This is a genomic window from Thermoanaerobaculia bacterium (genome assembly GCA_018057705.1).
GTDB lineage: Bacteria > Acidobacteriota > Thermoanaerobaculia > Multivoradales > JAGPDF01 > JAGPDF01.
Map to the genome: position 1 here is coordinate 73,923 of JAGPDF010000002.1, position 16,431 is coordinate 90,353.

Here is a 16,431-nt window from a genome sequence, read left to right on the forward strand (position 1 = left end):
CGTCGTGCCTCCGAAGGAAGCGGATTCCGGACCCGGACCGGGCGAGGTGACGCGGCTGCTGCACGCCTGGCGCAGCGGCGGCGAGTCGGCGCGCGAGCGCCTCATCGAACATGTCTACTCCGAGCTCAAGAAGATCGCCGGTGCTCATCTGCGCGGCGAGCGCCGCGGGCAGACGCTCGAGGCGACCGGTCTGGTGCACGAGGCGTTCCTGCGCCTGGTGCCCCAGACCCGGGTCGACTGGCGCGACCGGGCGCACTTCTTCGGCCTCGCCTCCACCTGCATGCGTCGGGTGCTGGTCGATCGCGCCCGCGCCCGCGCTGCGGCGAAGCGCGATCCGGAGGGTTACCTTCTGACGGGTGCGGCCACTGGCGGGGTCTCCTCGCCCGAGGAGCTGCTCGACCTCGATCGCGCCCTGGAGCGCCTGGCTGCGGAGCACCCGCGTCTCGCGCAGGTGGTGGAGATGCGTTACTTTGCAGGCCTCGAGGTGGCCGAGATCGGCGAGTGCCTGGGCGTCTCCGAGCGCACGGTGAAACGCGACTGGGCGTTCGCGCGCGCCTGGCTGGTGCGCGAGCTCGAAAGGGGCGCGTGACCGGGGAGTCGGTTCGCGAGCTCTTCGGCCGCGCGCAGGAGCTCGAAGGGGCGGAGCGCGATGCTTTTCTGCGCGGGATCGGGAACCGCGATCCGATGCTCGCGCGCGAGCTCGAGGAGCTGCTGCGGGCCGGCGAGCGCGAGGATTCGCCGTTCGAACGCTTGCCCTACGGCCTGGAAGAGCTCTGCGATCCGACGGAGTCCCTCACGCCATCCGGGTCGCCAGAGCTCGCGGTGCTGCCGGCCGCGATCGGGCCGTACCGCATCCTCCGCGAGATTGGACGAGGGGGAATGGGGTGCGTCTATCTCGCCGTGCAGAGAGGCGAAGGCTTCGAACGCCAGGTGGCGATCAAGCGGCTCGATCGGCGGGAGGCCTCGCCGGTCTCCGAGCGCCGTTTTCGCGACGAGGTGAAGTTCCTCGCCGCACTCGAACACCCCGGAATCGCGCGCTTTCTCGACGGCGGACGGGCCGCTGACGGCAGCGCCTACATCGCCCTCGAGTACGTCGAGGGCGAGGATCTGCTCACGCATTCGAGGCAGCAGCGGCTCGCGGTCAACGACCGCCTGCGGCTCTTCATCGAAGTGCTCGCTGCGGTCGAGTATGCGCACGAGCGCAAGATCGTGCACCGCGACTTGAAGCCCGGCAATGTCCTGGTCGGAGCGGACGGGCACCCGCGGCTCCTCGACTTCGGGATCTCGAAGCTCGTCGATCCCGATGCTGGAGGCGGCGCGGATTGCGCGACGACGCGGACCGAGCTGCGCGCCCTGACTCCCGCCTACGCGAGCCCCGAGCAGATCCGCGGTGGCCCGGTGACGGTGGCCTCGGACGTTTACTCGCTGGGCGTCGTGCTCTACGAGCTGGTCGCTGGCGTGCGGCCGTTCCAGCTGGTTTCGGGGAATGCGCGAGCGCTCGAGCGCGCGGTGCTCGAGCAGGAGCCGGAGCCGCCCTCGACCGCCGCCCGGCGCGCCTCGGGAGCCTCCTCCTCCCCTTCCGAACGCCCGCTGGAGCGGGAGGGCGGGGTTTCGGACGCGAGCACCGCGGATCCAGCGGACCGCCTCGGGAGGGACCTCGACGCCATCTGCCTCAAGGCCTTGCGCAAGGAGCCCGGCGAGCGCTACCCCTCGGTCGGTGCCTTCGCGGCGGATCTCCGGCGCCTGCTCGCGGGGCATCCGGTCGAAGCGCGACGCGGCGGCGTCTCCTATCGCCTGGCGAAGCTCGCGCGACGCCATCGGGTCCACCTCGCCGTGGCGACGGCGGCCGCCCTCCTCGCGGCGCTCGCTGTCCTGCTCGCCGTACGGGGGACTCCGGTCTCTCGGGGCCAGCAGAGCCCGCAGACCTCGCAGATCCCTGCGCCGCGGGCCCGGCCGACGCTCGCGCCGATCGGGGAGCTGTCGGCGCGCTTCGCCGAGCACCCCGACCGGCCGGAGATCGGGCTGGAGCTGATCGCGGCGCTCCTCGCCGCCGGAAGGGGAGACGATGCGATGGGCGCACTCATCCGGCTGCGCCAGCTCCCCGACCCGCTCGGCAAGGGCCCCCGCATCGATCTTGCCGAAGCCAGCGCGGCGCTCGCGGTCTCCGAGTACCAGCGCGCCGCTGCCGCCGCGACCGCGGCGCTCGACGGTGCCGCCCGCGAGGGCGACGGCGCGCTCGGACGACGAGCGCAGCTGCTGCGGGCCCGGGCGCTCCTGCGGCTCAGCCCGCCCGAGGAGGCCGAGCGGCTCCTCGCGACTCTCGTCGTCGAAGCCGAAGCGGCCGGAGACGAGGCGACGGCGGTCGCGGCGCTCGTGGTGCGCGCCGCGGCGGCACGCAAGGGTTCGCGTGCCGAGGAGGCATCTCGCCTCCTCGAAGCGGCGCTGCCGCGCGCGCGCGCCCTGGGCGACCCACGGCTGGAGGCGGAGGCGATGACGCTCGCAGGCCGCCTCCAGGGCGAGTCGGGCGAGATCCAGAAAGGTCTGGCGACGCTCGAGCGGGCGCTCGTGAAAGCCGTCGAAGTCGGCGACCTCGCCTCCGAGGCGAGCGTGTTGCAGGTCAGGATGGCGCTTCTCAACTGGAGCGGGGACACCGCCGGGGCGATCGCGACCGGCCAACTCGCGATCCAGCGGCTGCGAATCTCGGGGGACCGCGAGCAGCTCCTGACCGTGCTGGGAAATCTCGCGATCACCAAAGTCGAGACGGGTGAGTTCCGGGAAGCCGAGGCGGCCATCGCCGAAGCCGAACCGGTCGCCCGCGCGCTGGGCTCGCCGCGCCACCGCGGTACCATCCTGCGCGCCCGCGGCTATCTCGAGGAGACGCGGGGCAACAACGACGCCGCTCGGGTGAGTTACACCGCCGCCGTCGCTGCCGGACGCGAAGCCGGGGTGGATTCGGTGGTGGCGGTCTACCTCTCCGACCTCGCCTGGCTGGAGCTGAACGCCGAGCGCTACGGCGCGGCGGCGGTGGCCGCGGAGGAATCGGTGGACCTCTACCGGCGCGGCGGCGACGAGCGCTCGGCCCTCGAGGTGGCGGCCGTGCTGGCCTGCGTCGACGCTGCCTCCGGCAAGCCTGCGAGCGCGCGTCGGCGCCTCGCCGCGCTCGCGGCGGCGGTGGGCGAGAGCGACTCGGAGTCGGCGCGCTTCGTCGTGCGGCTCGCCGAGGCCCGGGTCGCCGAGCTCCTGGACGAACGAACGCTCGCCGTCGAGCTCCGTCGCGAGACCGTCCGGATGGCCGAGACCTTCGGCCAGGCTGCCCTTGTCCTCGCCCAGCGCGCCAACCTGGCGCTCGCACTGGACCGGGCCGGGGAGCGCGACGAGGCCCTGGCCATCGCCCGGGAGCTCCTTCCGGAGGCGGAGCGCATCGGACGCGGCGACGTCGTGCGCGACTGCCGGCGGATCCTCGACGGCGATCCGGTCACGCCGGCGCGGAGCTTTCCCGGAGGCTGACCCACTGCGCCCGGACTTCCGTCCGGAGCCCCCGATTCGGGGTGGTGCGCGGCGCACCGCACTGCGGCAGAGTAGAGTCGAGGCAAGTCCGACTCCATTCCATGCGCTACAGACTCGGCATCGTGCTCTCGGGCGGCGGCAGTCGCGGGCTCGCCCATGCCGGCGTCCTCAAGGCGTTGGCCGAGCACGGCATCGAGCCCGACTGCATCGCCGGAACGAGCGCCGGGGCACTGGTCGGCGCGCTCCACGCCTCCGGGCGCGACAGCGCCGAGATCCTGAAGTTCTTCGACGACGTCCACCCGTTCCGCTTCTCGCGGCTGGCGCTCAACAAGCCGGGCGTCATCGACTCGGAGAAGCTCGTCGGCTCCTTCCTGCAGTGGTTTCCGGACGATTCATTCGAGGCGCTCCGCAAACCGCTCTTCGTCACCGGCACCGACCTGGTCTCCGGCCGGCTCGAAGTCTGGAGCTCGGGAGCCCTGGTGCGGCCGCTGATCGCCTCCTCCGCCGTGCCGTTCGTGATCTCGCCGACGCGCGTCGGCGACCGGCTCTACATCGACGGCGGCATCATCAACAACTTTCCGGTCGAGCCGCTCTTCGGGCTGTGCGACACGATCCTCGGCATCCACGCGACGCCGCTCTCCGTGCGCGCCGAGACCGACCTCGATTCGACCCTGGCCGTCAGTCAGCGCGCGCTCGAGATCGGCATGTACCACGCCTCGAAGCGCAAGTTCCACCATGCGGACTTCGTGCTCTCGCCCCTCGAGCTGTCCCGCTTCACCACGTTCGACACCCGGCGACACGCCGAGATCGTCGAGATCGGGTATCAGGCAACCCTCGAGCAGATCGCCGCCGTTCGAGCCGTTCTCTAGCCACCCCTTGGGGTGGTGCTGCACCCCGGGGGCGGGCGCACACTGGATTCACGCGCCGGGTGGCCCTGAGGGAGTGGAGGTGCCCGGCCGCTCCGGGCTCGTCCGACTTCGTGGTCCGCTGGGCACGCCGAGCCCGCCCGAGCCGGCGGCCCGGCGTGCCTCGCGTCGCCCAGCGAGCGCCGCTCGACCTTCCACCGAAGGAGGATGGCGATGAAAGTCCGTGACCTGATGCGCAGCATCCCCCGCCATACGACCGCCGGTGAGTCGCTGGCCAGCGCCGGACGCACCATGGCGGAGGCCGGCGTCGGCGTGTTGCCGGTGATCGACGCCGACCGCCGCGTCGTCGCGGTGATCACCGACCGCGACGTCTGCTGCGCCGTGGCGCGCGAGAATCGTCGCCCGGGCGAGTTGCGCGTCGGCGAGGTCGCGAGTATGCCGCCCTGGGTCTGCGAGCCCGGCGACGATCTCTCGAGTGCGCTCGCCACGATGCGCGTCCATGGCGTGCGGCGTCTACCGGTCGTGGACGCCTTCGACAGGCTGGAGGGCCTCCTTTCGCTCGATGAGGTCGTCCTCTCCTCGCACCTTCTGGCCGGCGACAGGATGGGCGCGCCCGTCCACACCGAGGTGATCGAAACGCTGCAGTCGATCCTGCGTCCCTCGACCGCGCTCATCGGCGCCCCGGCTCTCGCCAACCAGGTCGGCGCCGCGACCTGAACGCGGGCTGAAGTGGCCCTGGGCGTTCGGTGGCGCCACCGAACGGCGTGTCTCGCCGCGCCGTCCGGCGAGCGCCGGGTCGAGCGCCACGAGGAGGGCCGGGCTCGCGTAGGATCGAGACCATGGACCTCCCCGTACCGGCGACAGGGCCGCTGCTCGCGGCGATGGTGACGCCGGCGGTGCTCATCTCGGCCGCCGGCACTCTGGTGTTCTCGACCACTTCGCGCCTGGCGCGCATCGTCGACCGGGCGCGCGTGCTGGGCCGCGAGCTCGAAGAGCTCGACAGTGCGGCCGAAGCGCCGTTTGCCGAGGAGAAGCGGCGCGAGATCGAGCACCAGTTCGAGGTCCGGGCCCAGCGCAGCCGGCTGGTGCAGCGCGCCGTGACCGCCTTCTACGTCGCGCTCGGCCTGTTCGTCGCCACGACGGTGCTGATCGGCCTGGGCTCGTTTCTGGCGATCGAGGCGCTCCTGCCCTCGGCCTTTGCGATCGTCGGCACGCTGGTGCTGTTCTACGGCTGCATCGAGCTCATCCGCGAAACCCGCCTCGCCCTCCAAGCGGTCGACGGCGAGATGGAGTTCGTGTTGCACCTGCGCCGTTTGCGGCGGCAACAGATACAAGCGGGACAACCGGCCGGGCCGGGTGCGCCGACCCTTCCGCCTGCCGACTGAACCCGACTACATCTTCTCGGGTTCGGGGATCCCCAGCAGCTCGCAGAGCGCGCCTGCGGCCTTGGCGAAGTTGCGGAAGGCGCCGCGGCGCAGCATGCGCAGGTCGGCATCCTCTTCGTGCAGCACCGGATGGTGGTGGTAGGCGGTGTTGAAGCGCTGGGCGAGCTCGAGCGCCTGGCGCGCGACGAGGGAGAGCTCGAGTGACGAGGTCGCCCGCTCGACGGTCTCCTCGACCTGCGAGGCGGCGTGCACCAGATCCCAGAGCTCGTCGCTCCAGAGCCCGGCGGGGAGCGCTGCGACCGCCTCCGGAGTCACGGCGTCAGTCGCCCCCGCCGCCGCGAGCTTGCGCTCGATGTTGCGAGCGCGGACCAGGGAATACTGCAGATAGGGACCGGACTCACCCTCGAAGTTGAGCGCCTCGTCGAGATCGAAGGCGATCACCCGCGTGGTGCCGGTCTTCACCATGAAGAAGCGCACCGCCGCGACGGCGATCTCCTTCGCCAGCCGCGCGAGCTCTTCCTTGCCGAGCTCGCGGTTGCGACTGGCGATCTCCTCGCGCGCCTTCTCTTCCAGCCGATCGAGGAGGTCGTCGGCCTTGACGCCGATCCCCTTGCGCCCCGACATCTCCATGGAGCGGCCCTCCTCGCCTTCGGGGGCGAGGTAGCCCAGGGCCTGCGCCGTCGCCGGCGACAGGGTGACCATCTCGTAGGCGAAGTGCACCGAACGCGCCGCGGCTTCGTGGTGCCCGAGGGCGGAGAGGCCGGCGCGGACGATCTTCTGCAGGTAGCTCTGCCGGGCGTCGATGACGTTGATCACGTTGGCGCCGTGGCCGAAGGCCGGATGGTCGAGGGCGCCCTCCCGGGCGGTGACCCAGAGTCCCGACTCCTTCCAGTAGCGATAGGCGAAGTCCTTGCCCAGCAGGCCGAACTTCCACAGCTGGTAGGCGATGTCCTTGCCGACGTAGGTCACCGTGCCGTCGGAGCGCACGATCACCTTGTCGGGGTCTTCGAGGCCGGCGAACTCGGGCGTCCCCTCGAGCGGCATCACCCAGCAGCCGGCGTTCTTGCCGGAGGCTTCGAGGGTGACGGCGCCGGTCGCTTTGAGCAGCTCGAAGGCGAGACTGAAGAAGTCGAGCCCGAGGATGTCGCTCTCGTGGGTGAGCAGGTCGTAGGAGATCCCCAGCCGGGCCATCGTCGCGAGATGGCGCACGACGATCCGGCGCGCCACCAGGCGGCCCATCTCGGCGCGTTCACCGACCCCGGACTCGAGGCCATGGAGGGTCTCGCGGCGCAGCTTCTGGCGCTCGGGATCCTCGGCGTACCATCTGCCGACTTTGGCGTAGACGTCCCAGCAGCGGTAGTCGAACGGCTCGCGGATCGCCGCGACTTCGGCGACCGAGAGATGTTCGATGTCGACGAATCCGACCACGACATCGGCCACCTGGACGCCGGTGTCGTCGATGTAGTTCTGCACCTCGACCGCAACGCCCTGGGCGCGCAGACCCCGCACCAGGAGGTCGCCGAGGACGGCGTTCCTCAGATGGCCGATGTGGGCCGCCTTGTTCGGATTGATGTTGGTGTGCTCGACGATGACCTTGCCGGGCTCCGGCGCCCCCGGCACCTGCGGCGAGGGCTCGGAGAAGACCGGGGCGGAAAGCAGGCCGGCGGCGAACTGCGACCGGTCGAAGAAGAGGTTCAGGTAACCGGCCCCTTCGACGCGGAGCTCGCGCACCCCGGCCGGCAGGCGCCACCCGGCGGCGAGCGCCGTCGCAATGTCGCGAGGCTTCAGTTTCAACGACTTCGCGAGGTGGAGGGGGGTCGGAAAGGCGAGATCGCCCAGGGCCCGCCGAGGCGGGATCTCCGCCACTGGATCGTGGTCGATGCCGAATTGGCGGGTGATTTCGTCCTTGAGCGAAGCGGCGAGCTGACGTTTGATGGCCCGGAACATGGGGAGTCAGTCTACTTGACTGGGTCCCCTCCTGCCGGGGGTTTTGGGGTTCCGGCGGGCTGGCGGCGGGGCGGCAGCGGCGGGCCTGGGGGGGCGCGGCGGGCGCGAACCGGCCAGAGTTGATATGCTCGCAAGCTCGAAACGTCCCCCCCTTCGGGAGGCGTCAAACCGATCGACCCGGGCCCTCGAGTCATGGCGGAAACCAAGGCGGACAACCGCATCGTCATTACGATGAACAACACCACCCTCGAGCTGGTGGAGGGGGATATTACGGATCTCGACGTGGAGGCGATCGTCAACGCCGCGAACGAGAACCTGGTGCTTGGCGGCGGTGTGGCGGGGACCATCAAGCGGCGCGGCGGCCCTTCCGTCCAGGAAGAGTGCCGGCGGATCGGTTCCACCGGTGTCGGGACGGCGGTCATCACCGGCGCGGGCAAGATGAAGTTCCGGCACGTCATTCACGCCGTCGGTCCGAAGATGGGCGAGGGCGACGAGGATCGCAAGCTCTCGGCCGCCGTCCGCTCGTCGCTCGCTCTTGCCGACCGGCACGGCTTGAAGTCCGTGGCGATTCCGGCGATCTCGACCGGCAACTACGGTTTCCCGGTCGAGCGCTGCGCACGGATCCTCCTGACCGAGGTCCACCGCTACCTGCAGGGCGGCACCAAGCTCCAGCGGGTCATCGTCTGCCTGTTCGACGAAGCGACCTGGAAGCTGTTCGCGCGCGAGCTGCGCCGCGGCTTCCGCTGAGGCCAGGAGCCCGCAATCACGCCGAGCGTTCGGCCATGCGCTTCAGGCCCTTCAGATTCTGCTGAAACATCCGCCGGGTGGCGACGTCGAAGCGCGCCAGCCGGAAGAGGAGCACTCCCGGTCCCGAGAAGCTCTCGTGCTGGCGGACGAACGTGCCGTTCGGCCTGGCGTCGAGATGGAAGGCGTGGCGTCCCGAGAAGCCGCCCGCGCTGGCGACCCAGTGCAGCGACCGCGGGGCAGTCGCGGCCTCGACCCGGGCCGAGAACCGCAAGGTGATCCAGCCGAGGTGCTGAGCGACGCTGAACAGCGATCCGTCGTGGAGGGGTTTGCGGTCCCGGGTCTCGGCCTCACGACAGCCGGGCCACCAGTGTTTCCAGCTGCGGGGGTCGGCGAGGAACTTCCACACGATCTCCGGTGCCGCGGCGATCTGAATCGACTCTTCGATGCGCAGGCTGGTGAGGGCCACGGGCGCGCCGCAGCCCTCAGGCGCCGAACTTCTCGAGCCTGCCGGCGTGGGCGAGCAGCAGGCCGATGAGCTCGCGCGACGGGAAGGTCCCGAGGTGCCCGCGAATCGCCTGGTGCTCGTCGAAGGCGGTCGTTTCGTCGACAAAGGCTATCGGCGACGCCACCATCAACGGGACCGGATGGAAGCTGTGGGCCGCCATCGGCGCCGGCGTCGAGTGATCTCCGGTGACCGCCACGACCTCCGGGCCCAGCGCGAGGAGGCGCGGCAGGAGCGCGTCGACCTCTTCGATGGCCGCCGCCTTGGTGTCGATGTCGCCGTCTTCGCCCGCCTGGTCGGTCTGCTTGACGTGCAGGAAGAAGAAGTCGAACGCCTGCCAGTGGAGGGCGACCTGGTCGAGAATTTCGCCGATCCGCTTGCCGCACGGGATGACCGCCATGCCGCATGCCGCAGCCACGCCGCGATAGAGCGGATAGCCGGCGAAGGCGCCGCAGCGCATCTTGTAGAGCTCGGGGAGCTGCGGCAGATCCGGCAACCGGGAGAATCCGCGCAGGAGGACCCGGTTGGCCTTCGGCTCGTCTGCGATCGCGTTCTCCATGAGGGCTACGGCGCGGCGCACGAGCGCTGCGGCCTTCACGCCGCCGGGCGCCGTCTCGCGCGCCGCGAGCGGCGGAACTCCGAGCTGTTGGGGGTCGGTGTCGTCGATTGCCGGCTCGAGCCCGGGGCCGCGCAGCAGCAGCACGAAGCGGTGGGCCTCGCCTGGCACGACGCTCACCTGGGCGTCGGAGTCGGAGAGGCCGGACAGAGCCTGGTTGAGCTTCGCGCAGACGCGAATGCACTCGCTGGTCGGGATCCTGCCGGCGCGCCGGTCGGAGAGCTCGCCGGCGGCGTTGGCGGTCGCGAAGTTGCCCCGTGCCGCGACGTCGCCCGGCTCGAGGGAGAGACCGAGGCCGAGCGCCTCCAGGATGCCGCGCCCGATGTCGAAGCGGCTCTCCCGCGGGTCGTAACCGAAGAGCGCGAGATGCCCCGGGCCGCTGCCGGGGGTGATGCCGGTCGCCACCGGCACGATCCGGCCGAGCGAGGACCGCGCCGCGAGGGCGTCGAGGTGGGGCTTGCGTGCCTTCTGCAGCGCCGTCAGGGGTTGCGACGGGGTCGCCAGGTCGCCGACGCCGTCGAGGACCAGCAGGACGATCTTCGCCGCATTGGGCTGCGCCAGGCGGGAGAGCAGTTCGAGATGTCGCATCGATGGCCGGAGGAGAGCTGTGGCGGCAGGACTCAGGCGACGAGGTAGCCGATGGCCCGGATCTGCAGACGGGAGCGCGGCTCGAAGCCGTTCCCGACCAGGGCGTAGGAGCTCTTGCCGGCCATGATCGGGAGGACGATCCAGCCGTCGAAGGTGTCGCCGGCGCCGTAGGGTGCCACGACCGGCTCGATCTCCGCGAGCTTGATCCAGTGCTCGTCTTCGGGATCGAACGATCCCTGGAGCTCGAGATAGGCGCGATCGAGGTCGATGACTTTCTGACCCGAAGGGTGCCAGACGGAGAAGACGAAGCGGATCTCGTCGAAGGCCGCCGTGTCGATCATCTTCTGCGAGTGGACCGTCATCGGAAAGGAGAACGCTCCCGCCGAGTCGGTGGCGAAGATCTCCGGCGTGGCGTCGAAGCTGATCTGCATCGAGCGCGGTTCGCGCACGTCACTCATGGCTGGGCCGTCCTTGATCTCAGGGTTCTCATTGCCCGCCGCGCGCCAGGGTGAGCGCGCGCCGGATGTTCCTGGAAGTCGTCTCCTCGTCCGGCGAGAGGAGCGGCGCGCCGATGCCGAAGGCGACCGCACCCGCGGCGCGATAGGCGGGGATCTCTTCGATTCCGAAGCCGCCGCCGGCGAGCATCGGCCCGATGTCGCCCAACGGCTGGCGAACGATCGCGAGGTAGGACGGGCCACCCACTGGTGGCAGCGGGTAGACCTTGAGGAGGTCGGCGCCGAGCTCGTGGGCAGCCACCAGCTCGGACGGCGTGAGCGCGCCCATGCACAGGAAGAGATCGTGCGCGCGGGCGATGTCGGCGACCTCGGGGCTGACGTTCGGAGTGACGAAGAACTCGCTCCCCGCAGCGACCGCTTCGCGGGCGCGCGCGGCTGTCGTGATGGTTCCCATGCCGAAGCGGACCGGCGACCCGGGAGGGCGCTCGCCGAGCAGCTCGCGCACCAGTTCGGCGGCGCCCGGAACGGTGAACGTGATCTCGATCATCTCGAGACCGTGGCGGAGGAAGGCGCGCGCCTGGGCCGCCGCCACGGCGCGGTCCGGATGGCGGACCACGGCGACGATCGGAGCCCGCCGGAGGCTTTCCGCAACGGCTGATTTGAGCTCGAGGGCCGAGGAGGACATTGCCGGAACTCTATCATCCGGGTCCCGATCGGGCGCTCTCCCGGGGTCAGGAACGAGGGGGCTTCTGGACGCGAGTGATGGCGTTCCGGGTGCGCCGCAAGAGCCCCGAGAGGAGCGCTGCCTCACGTTCGGAGAGACCCGCGCGGGCGAGCAACTGGCGGAGATCCCGTGCCACCCGATGAATCGTCGTGTCGCGCGCGAAGCCGACCTCGGCGAGCAGGTCCTGCAGCCGGCCGAAAAGATGGTCGAGCTGAAAGACCGTGGCGCGCGACACCGGTTCGAGAGCGATCGCCCCGGGCGCCCCGCGTGCCACGTAGAGCTCGTAGGCGAGGAGGAGCACGGCCTGCGCGAGGTTCAGGGTCGGGTTCGCCGGCGCCGCAGGAATGCTCACCAGGACTCTGGCGAACGCGAGCTCGTCGCTCGTCAGACCGGAGACCTCCGCGCCGAAGACCAGGGCGACACGGGCGCCCCCGGCATGACGCTCGAGGTGCCCCGGCAGGTCACGCGGCGCGACGACCGGATGCGGCCAGAGGCGATCCCGGAGCGAGGCGGTCGCGACCACGAAGTCGAATCGCGCGAGCGCCGCCTGCAGGCTCGGGTGCCGCTGGGCGCTCCGCAGGATGTCGTGGGCGTGCATCGCGAAGGCGTAGGCGGGGTCCCCGAGCTCGGGGGCGGGTTCTACCAGGAGGAGCTCGGTGAGCCCCATGTTGGCCATCGCCCGGGCGACGGCGCCGATGTTGCCTTCGTGCTGCGGGCGGACGAGGACGACGGCGGGCAGCGTCACGGCCTGCGTACCGCCGACCAGTTCGAGGAGGCGACAACGGCGGTTTCGCCGCTGCCGAGCAGCCACAGCACCGACGGCTTGGGACGCAAGGAGCCGAGACGCATCTGGCCGCCGTTGGCGCCCAGCACGCTCATCGCCAGTGCCAGCGGCTCGGCATCCGCGGCGAACGTCGTGACGGCGACGACGCTCGAGACGCCGGTGGCCGGCCTGCCGCTGCGCAGATCGAAGGCGGGCAGGATGCGCTCGCCCCCTACCAGGAAGGTCTCCGAGGCCGGTTCGGCGACGGCGATCGCCTGGTCGAGCAGGAGGACCTGGCTGGCGGCGTTGCCGGAGGCAGAAAGCGTCGGCAGCGCAATGGGCCAGCCTTGCCCTGCCGGTCCGGGACCGAGGCCGCGCGCCACCGGACCGAGCTCCACCCGGAGGTTCGCGGCCCCTGATGCGACCAGACTCCGTACCGCAAGATCGACTGCCCAGCCGCGGGTGAAGCCACGCAGGTCGAGCTCGGTCCCGGGAGCCAGCTCGAGCTCGCGGGTCTCGAGGCGGAGGGTCAGGCGGCTGCACTTGGTGCTCTCCGCCGCGCTCTGGAGCCGATCCGGAGTGGGAAGCGCGCCGTGCTGGGCGCCCTCGGCCCAGAGCCGATAGACCGCCCCGCCAATCGGGCCGGAGGCGCCGTCGCTCCAGGTGCAGAAGGAGCTCGCGCGTCCGACCAGGTCGAGGAGGTCGGGCGACAGCCGGGCCTTCCCGCTGCCGGCGGCCGCGGCGAGGGCCCGCAGCTCGCGCTCGGCACCGACGACGGCATCCCAGGCGGCGTTCAAGGCCTGCTCGCCAGCAGCCTTGGAGAGATCGAGGACCTCGATCTCCAGCCGGGCGCCGAGGGCGGTCCCGGTCATCCGCAGGGCGGTGGTGGCGCCGACGCGCGGCACCTCCCCCTCCGCCGGTTCCTGCAGGGCGCTCGCGGCCGTGACAGGCACGTCGGAGGCGAGTCCCAGCGGAAACAGTACCCAGAGCAGCCTGGAAAAAATATTTTTCACGAAATCATCATATGCGGCCCAGATGCGACACAATTGCCTTGCTGCCCCTTGCGGAGCGGGACGGGGTTGCAGCAGAATGCGCGGGCGTCGTACTCCGGCAACCATCTCGCATCGGGACGATCATTCAAATGGCAACCGACCGGCTGAAGGCAGTACTGATTCCACTTGCGCTCTGCACCTTCCTCGCCGGCTGCGGCAAGGTGAAGGCGCGCATGGAGTTCAAGCAGGGCAACGCCTCCTACAAGAGCGAGAACTACCGCGAGGCCATCCGGTACTACAAGCAGGGGTTGGAGCTCGATCCGGCGGCCAAGCAGGTCTGGCGCTCGGTCGGCCTCTCGGCGATGGCGGTCTACCGGCCTGGCGACGTCTCCAAACAGAACCTCGAGTATGCGGAGGAGGCGCTCGGCGCGTTCGAGAAGTTCGCCGAGGCCTACCCTGAAGATCAGAAGGTCCAGGACTACATCCTGACCATCCTGATGAGCTCGGAGCGCTTCGACGATGCGCTCAAGCGGTTGCGGGCCAAGGCGGCGAAGAACCCGGGCGACAAAGAGAACAACCAGGCGATCACGACGGTCCTCATTCGGGCCGGCAAGCTCGACGAGGCGATCGCCTACGTCAAGTCACTCGGGGCCCGTGCGGACGGCGTGTCGCACTACACGGTCGGCGTCGCCTGTTGGGACAAGGCCTACCGCGATCCGATGCTCTCTCCGGAGCAGCGCGGAGTCGTCGTCGACGCCGGCATCGAGTCGCTGCGCAAGTCGGTAGCGATGACTCCGGACTCGTTCGACTCCCTGGTCTATCTGAACCTCATCCTGCGCGAGAAGGCGAAGCTCGAAGTCGATCCCGTGAAGCAGCAGGAGTGGATTGCCGAAGCGGTCATTTTCCAGGATAAGGCCAAAGCGATCGTCGCCGCCCGCAAGGCCCAGACGGCCGCCGCTTCTTGAGGCGCCGGGAGAGCCCATGTTCGAAACCGCACTGATCGAATCGCAGAGACAGAAGGCGCCGAGGAACCGGATCCTCATCATCCAGATGGCGCTGCTGATGCACGTGCTCATCATCGGAGTCGTGCTGGCCGCGCAATACTGGACGATCGACCCGGTGGAAGAGCCGCCGATCCAGGTCTCCTTCTTCCAGGCGGCAGCGCCACCGCCCCCGCCGCCGCCCCCGCCCCCGCCGGCAGCTCCGAAGCCGGCGGCTCCGAAGGTGGTCACGGCGCCGCAGGTGGTCGCGGAGATCGTGCAGCCGGTGGAAGTGCCGGAGGAGATTCCCGAACCCAGCACCGAGGTCGCCTCCGAGGGTGAGGGCACCGAGGGCGGAGTCGAAGGCGGAGTCGAAGGCGGAGTCGCCGGTGGGCAGGTCGGTGGCGTTCCGCAGAGCGTCGGCGACGAGATCCTCCGGGTCGGCGGCGAGATCTCCAAGCCGGTCCGCCTCGGTGGAGCGCAGCCGGCTTACACGGAGCTCGCCCGCAAAGCGCGAATCCAGGGAGTGGTGATCGTCGAAGCGATCATCGACAAAGAGGGCCGGGTGACCAACGTCCGCGTCCTGAAGGGCCTGCCGATGGGTCTCGACCAGTCGGCGGTGGACGCGGTCAAGAGCTGGCGCTTCAAGCCGGCGACGTTGAACGGGCGGCCCGTGAGCGTCTATTACTCGCTGACGGTCAACTTCCGACTGCAATAAAACCGAACTGAAAAGGGAAGAGGAGAGGAGCTATGGATTTTAGCCCGATGCATCTGTGGGAGTCGATGACGTGGATCGCCCAAGGCGTGGCGATCACGCTGGTCATCTGCTCTGTGTACTCGCTGTACGTGACGCTCGAGCGTTGGCTGTTCTTCAAGAAGGCCAAGAAGCAGTCGCTCGACTTCGCGAAGCAGGCGACGGCGGCTCTGGCCAAGGATCAGATCCAGCAGGCGGTCGACGTGGCCCGGAAGTTCCCGGCCAGCCATCTGGCGCGCGTCACCCGGGCCGGACTGATCGAATTTCAGCTCGATACGACCCGCGGCGCCTCTTCGGGCCTCTCGGGGCATGACCTGGTCGAGTCCGCCCGTCGGGCAATCGAGCGCGAGACGCTGATCACCTACTCGGACTTCAAGAAGGGCGTCGGCGCCCTGGCTACCATCGCGACGACGGCGCCGTTCATCGGCCTGTTCGGAACGGTGGTCGGCATCATCAACGCCTTCCGCGGCATGTCCTCCGGCGCCGGCGGCATCGCCGCCGTCTCGGGTGGTATCGCCGAGGCGCTGGTGACGACGGCGCTCGGCCTGTTCGTGGCCATTCCGGCGGCATGGATGTTCAACTACTTCACCGGCGTGCTGGAGCGCTTCAGCGTCGAGATGTCGAACTCCTCGTCCGAACTCATCGACTTCTTCATCAAGAAGCATGGAGGCAGCGATGCCGTTGGGGTCCGCGTTTAACATACCGGGGTCGTCCGAGAACAACGTCAAGTCGGATATCAACGTCACCCCGCTGGTCGATGTCTGCCTCGTGATGCTGATCATCTTCATGGTGGTCACGCCTCTGTTGCGCGCCGGCGCCGACGTGAACCTGCCGCAGACCAACATGCCTCCGAAGATGCCGGAGGGGTCGAAGCAGAAGACGATCTCGATGACGGCACGTGCCGAAGTGGTGATCGACGGGGTCTGGATCCCCGATCAGAATCTCAAGGCGTACTTCAAGGATCTGTTCACGCAGTCGCCCGAGAAGACGCTGGTGATCAAGGCGGACAAGGCCCTGAAGTACAAGGAAGTGCGTCGCATCATGCAGACCGTCAACGAGGCCGGGTTCGGCGGTGTCGGGCTGGTGACGGACAAGCGCGAGAGTACAGGCGGCTGAGCATGCCGGACCGGAGGACGAGCCGATGAGTATGGACGTAGGCAGCAGCGGTGGCATCAAGAGCGAGATCAACGTCACGCCCCTGGTGGACGTGGTGTTGGTGCTGCTGATCATCTTCATGGTGATTCAGCCCATGCTGCAGATGGGCTACGAAGTGGAGACGCCGCCGGAGGTGAAGTCCGCGACCCCGCCGCCGCAGAACAGCGAGCAGGTGATCATCCGGATGGACGCCGACGGCAAGACCTTCATCAACAAGCTGGAGGTGCCGCGTACCCAGTTCGCCGAACGCCTGCGGACGGCGATGACCGGTCGCGAGAAGAAGCTCGCCTTCTTCGCTGCGGACGGCGAGCTCTCCTACGAGAAGGTGGTCGAGTTCATGGACCTCTGCCGGAACAACGGCGCGCAGAATCTGGGGATCGTCTTCGACGATCTCCGGCCGCAGACGTAACACCCCTCCCCCTTTCCTCCCTCTTTTCGAGATCTTTCCCG

At 69.4% G+C, this 16,431-nt stretch carries 18 protein-coding genes; 11 read left to right on the top strand and 7 right to left on the bottom strand.

Annotated elements, in window-relative coordinates:
* Positions 1–4: 4 nt before the first annotated feature.
* From KBI44_01025 to KBI44_01045, 5 genes are all read left to right on the top strand, one after another.
* Positions 5–589, top strand: a complete 585-nt coding sequence (locus KBI44_01025) for a sigma-70 family RNA polymerase sigma factor (GenBank protein MBP9143039.1) — start codon at positions 5–7, stop codon at positions 587–589.
* The gene (locus KBI44_01030) at positions 586–3,507 is read left to right on the top strand and encodes a serine/threonine protein kinase (GenBank protein MBP9143040.1); all 2,922 of its coding nucleotides are present in this window, start codon (positions 586–588) and stop codon (positions 3,505–3,507) included. The genes KBI44_01025 and KBI44_01030 overlap by 4 nt, the downstream gene beginning before the upstream one ends.
* A 101-nt stretch (positions 3,508–3,608) precedes the next feature.
* A complete protein-coding gene (locus KBI44_01035; protein MBP9143041.1) occupies positions 3,609–4,376 on the top strand; it encodes a patatin-like phospholipase family protein in 768 nt (255 codons plus the stop codon).
* A gap of 210 nt (positions 4,377–4,586) precedes the next feature.
* Positions 4,587–5,090, top strand: a complete 504-nt coding sequence (locus tag KBI44_01040; protein MBP9143042.1) for a CBS domain-containing protein — start codon at positions 4,587–4,589, stop codon at positions 5,088–5,090.
* A gap of 122 nt (positions 5,091–5,212) precedes the next feature.
* Positions 5,213–5,758, top strand: coding sequence for a DUF2721 domain-containing protein (locus tag KBI44_01045; protein ID MBP9143043.1), 546 nt, complete (start codon positions 5,213–5,215; stop codon positions 5,756–5,758).
* A gap of 6 nt (positions 5,759–5,764) precedes the next feature.
* Here KBI44_01045 and KBI44_01050 read toward each other — a convergent pair whose 3' ends face one another.
* Positions 5,765–7,705 (bottom strand): arginine--tRNA ligase, encoded by a 1,941-nt coding sequence (locus tag KBI44_01050; GenBank protein MBP9143044.1) that lies wholly within the window; start codon positions 7,703–7,705, stop codon positions 5,765–5,767.
* A 231-nt stretch (positions 7,706–7,936) separates the two neighbouring features.
* Here KBI44_01050 and KBI44_01055 point away from each other — a divergent pair, with 231 nt between their 5' ends.
* The gene (locus tag KBI44_01055) at positions 7,937–8,452 is read left to right on the top strand and encodes a macro domain-containing protein (protein ID MBP9143045.1); all 516 of its coding nucleotides are present in this window, start codon (positions 7,937–7,939) and stop codon (positions 8,450–8,452) included.
* A 16-nt stretch (positions 8,453–8,468) separates the two neighbouring features.
* Here KBI44_01055 and KBI44_01060 read toward each other — a convergent pair whose 3' ends face one another.
* Genes KBI44_01060 through KBI44_01085 form a run of 6 tightly spaced genes read right to left on the bottom strand, consistent with a single transcriptional unit; the run spans position 8,469 to position 13,113 of the window.
* The gene (locus KBI44_01060) at positions 8,469–8,918 is read right to left on the bottom strand and encodes an SRPBCC family protein (GenBank protein ID MBP9143046.1); all 450 of its coding nucleotides are present in this window, start codon (positions 8,916–8,918) and stop codon (positions 8,469–8,471) included.
* 16 nt (positions 8,919–8,934) lie between these two features.
* On the bottom strand, positions 8,935–10,158 hold the full coding sequence (locus KBI44_01065; protein ID MBP9143047.1) for a 2,3-bisphosphoglycerate-independent phosphoglycerate mutase: 1,224 nt from the start codon (positions 10,156–10,158) through the stop codon (positions 8,935–8,937).
* Positions 10,159–10,190: 32 nt separating this feature from the next.
* Positions 10,191–10,616, bottom strand: coding sequence for a hypothetical protein (locus tag KBI44_01070; GenBank protein MBP9143048.1), 426 nt, complete (start codon positions 10,614–10,616; stop codon positions 10,191–10,193).
* Positions 10,617–10,644: 28 nt separating this feature from the next.
* The gene (locus KBI44_01075; protein MBP9143049.1) at positions 10,645–11,298 is read right to left on the bottom strand and encodes a hypothetical protein; all 654 of its coding nucleotides are present in this window, start codon (positions 11,296–11,298) and stop codon (positions 10,645–10,647) included.
* A 46-nt stretch (positions 11,299–11,344) separates the two neighbouring features.
* Positions 11,345–12,082, bottom strand: coding sequence for an RNA methyltransferase (locus KBI44_01080; GenBank protein ID MBP9143050.1), 738 nt, complete (start codon positions 12,080–12,082; stop codon positions 11,345–11,347).
* Positions 12,079–13,113 carry an FAD:protein FMN transferase gene (locus KBI44_01085; protein MBP9143051.1) on the bottom strand — a complete coding sequence of 345 codons (1,035 nt, stop codon included), beginning with the start codon at positions 13,111–13,113 and terminating at the stop codon, positions 12,079–12,081. The genes KBI44_01080 and KBI44_01085 overlap by 4 nt, the downstream gene beginning before the upstream one ends.
* A 128-nt stretch (positions 13,114–13,241) precedes the next feature.
* Here KBI44_01085 and KBI44_01090 point away from each other — a divergent pair, with 128 nt between their 5' ends.
* The 5 genes from KBI44_01090 to KBI44_01110 all read left to right on the top strand — a co-directional run bounded on the left by KBI44_01090 (position 13,242) and on the right by KBI44_01110 (position 16,390).
* Complete coding sequence (locus KBI44_01090) at positions 13,242–14,057, top strand: tetratricopeptide repeat protein (GenBank protein MBP9143052.1); 816 nt, start codon at positions 13,242–13,244, stop codon at positions 14,055–14,057.
* Between the two features lie 97 nt (positions 14,058–14,154).
* The gene (locus tag KBI44_01095) at positions 14,155–14,790 is read left to right on the top strand and encodes an energy transducer TonB (GenBank protein MBP9143053.1); all 636 of its coding nucleotides are present in this window, start codon (positions 14,155–14,157) and stop codon (positions 14,788–14,790) included.
* Between the two features lie 65 nt (positions 14,791–14,855).
* Complete coding sequence (locus tag KBI44_01100) at positions 14,856–15,524, top strand: MotA/TolQ/ExbB proton channel family protein (GenBank protein ID MBP9143054.1); 669 nt, start codon at positions 14,856–14,858, stop codon at positions 15,522–15,524.
* Complete coding sequence (locus KBI44_01105; protein MBP9143055.1) at positions 15,502–15,942, top strand: biopolymer transporter ExbD; 441 nt, start codon at positions 15,502–15,504, stop codon at positions 15,940–15,942. Before KBI44_01100 ends, KBI44_01105 begins: the two co-directional genes overlap by 23 nt.
* Positions 15,943–15,967: 25 nt before the next feature.
* A complete protein-coding gene (locus KBI44_01110; GenBank protein MBP9143056.1) occupies positions 15,968–16,390 on the top strand; it encodes a biopolymer transporter ExbD in 423 nt (140 codons plus the stop codon).
* Positions 16,391–16,431 lie beyond the last annotated feature (41 nt).

Excerpts from the sequence above, each read along its gene's own strand:
- KBI44_01035 (MBP9143041.1), top strand. The coding sequence starts at position 3,609 with ATGCGCTACAGACTCGGCATCGTGCTCTCGGGCGGCGGCAGTCGCGGG.
- KBI44_01040 (MBP9143042.1), top strand. The coding sequence starts at position 4,587 with ATGAAAGTCCGTGACCTGATGCGCAGCATCCCCCGCCATACGACCGCC.
- KBI44_01045 (MBP9143043.1), top strand. The coding sequence starts at position 5,213 with ATGGACCTCCCCGTACCGGCGACAGGGCCGCTGCTCGCGGCGATGGTG.
- KBI44_01050 (MBP9143044.1), bottom strand. The coding sequence starts at position 7,705 with ATGTTCCGGGCCATCAAACGTCAGCTCGCCGCTTCGCTCAAGGACGAA.
- KBI44_01055 (MBP9143045.1), top strand. The coding sequence starts at position 7,937 with ATGAACAACACCACCCTCGAGCTGGTGGAGGGGGATATTACGGATCTC.
- KBI44_01065 (MBP9143047.1), bottom strand. The coding sequence starts at position 10,158 with ATGCGACATCTCGAACTGCTCTCCCGCCTGGCGCAGCCCAATGCGGCG.
- KBI44_01070 (MBP9143048.1), bottom strand. The coding sequence starts at position 10,616 with ATGAGTGACGTGCGCGAACCGCGCTCGATGCAGATCAGCTTCGACGCC.
- KBI44_01075 (MBP9143049.1), bottom strand. The coding sequence starts at position 11,298 with ATGTCCTCCTCGGCCCTCGAGCTCAAATCAGCCGTTGCGGAAAGCCTC.
- KBI44_01090 (MBP9143052.1), top strand. The coding sequence starts at position 13,242 with ATGGCAACCGACCGGCTGAAGGCAGTACTGATTCCACTTGCGCTCTGC.
- KBI44_01095 (MBP9143053.1), top strand. The coding sequence starts at position 14,155 with ATGCACGTGCTCATCATCGGAGTCGTGCTGGCCGCGCAATACTGGACG.
- KBI44_01100 (MBP9143054.1), top strand. The coding sequence starts at position 14,856 with ATGACGTGGATCGCCCAAGGCGTGGCGATCACGCTGGTCATCTGCTCT.
- KBI44_01105 (MBP9143055.1), top strand. The coding sequence starts at position 15,502 with ATGCCGTTGGGGTCCGCGTTTAACATACCGGGGTCGTCCGAGAACAAC.
- KBI44_01110 (MBP9143056.1), top strand. The coding sequence starts at position 15,968 with ATGAGTATGGACGTAGGCAGCAGCGGTGGCATCAAGAGCGAGATCAAC.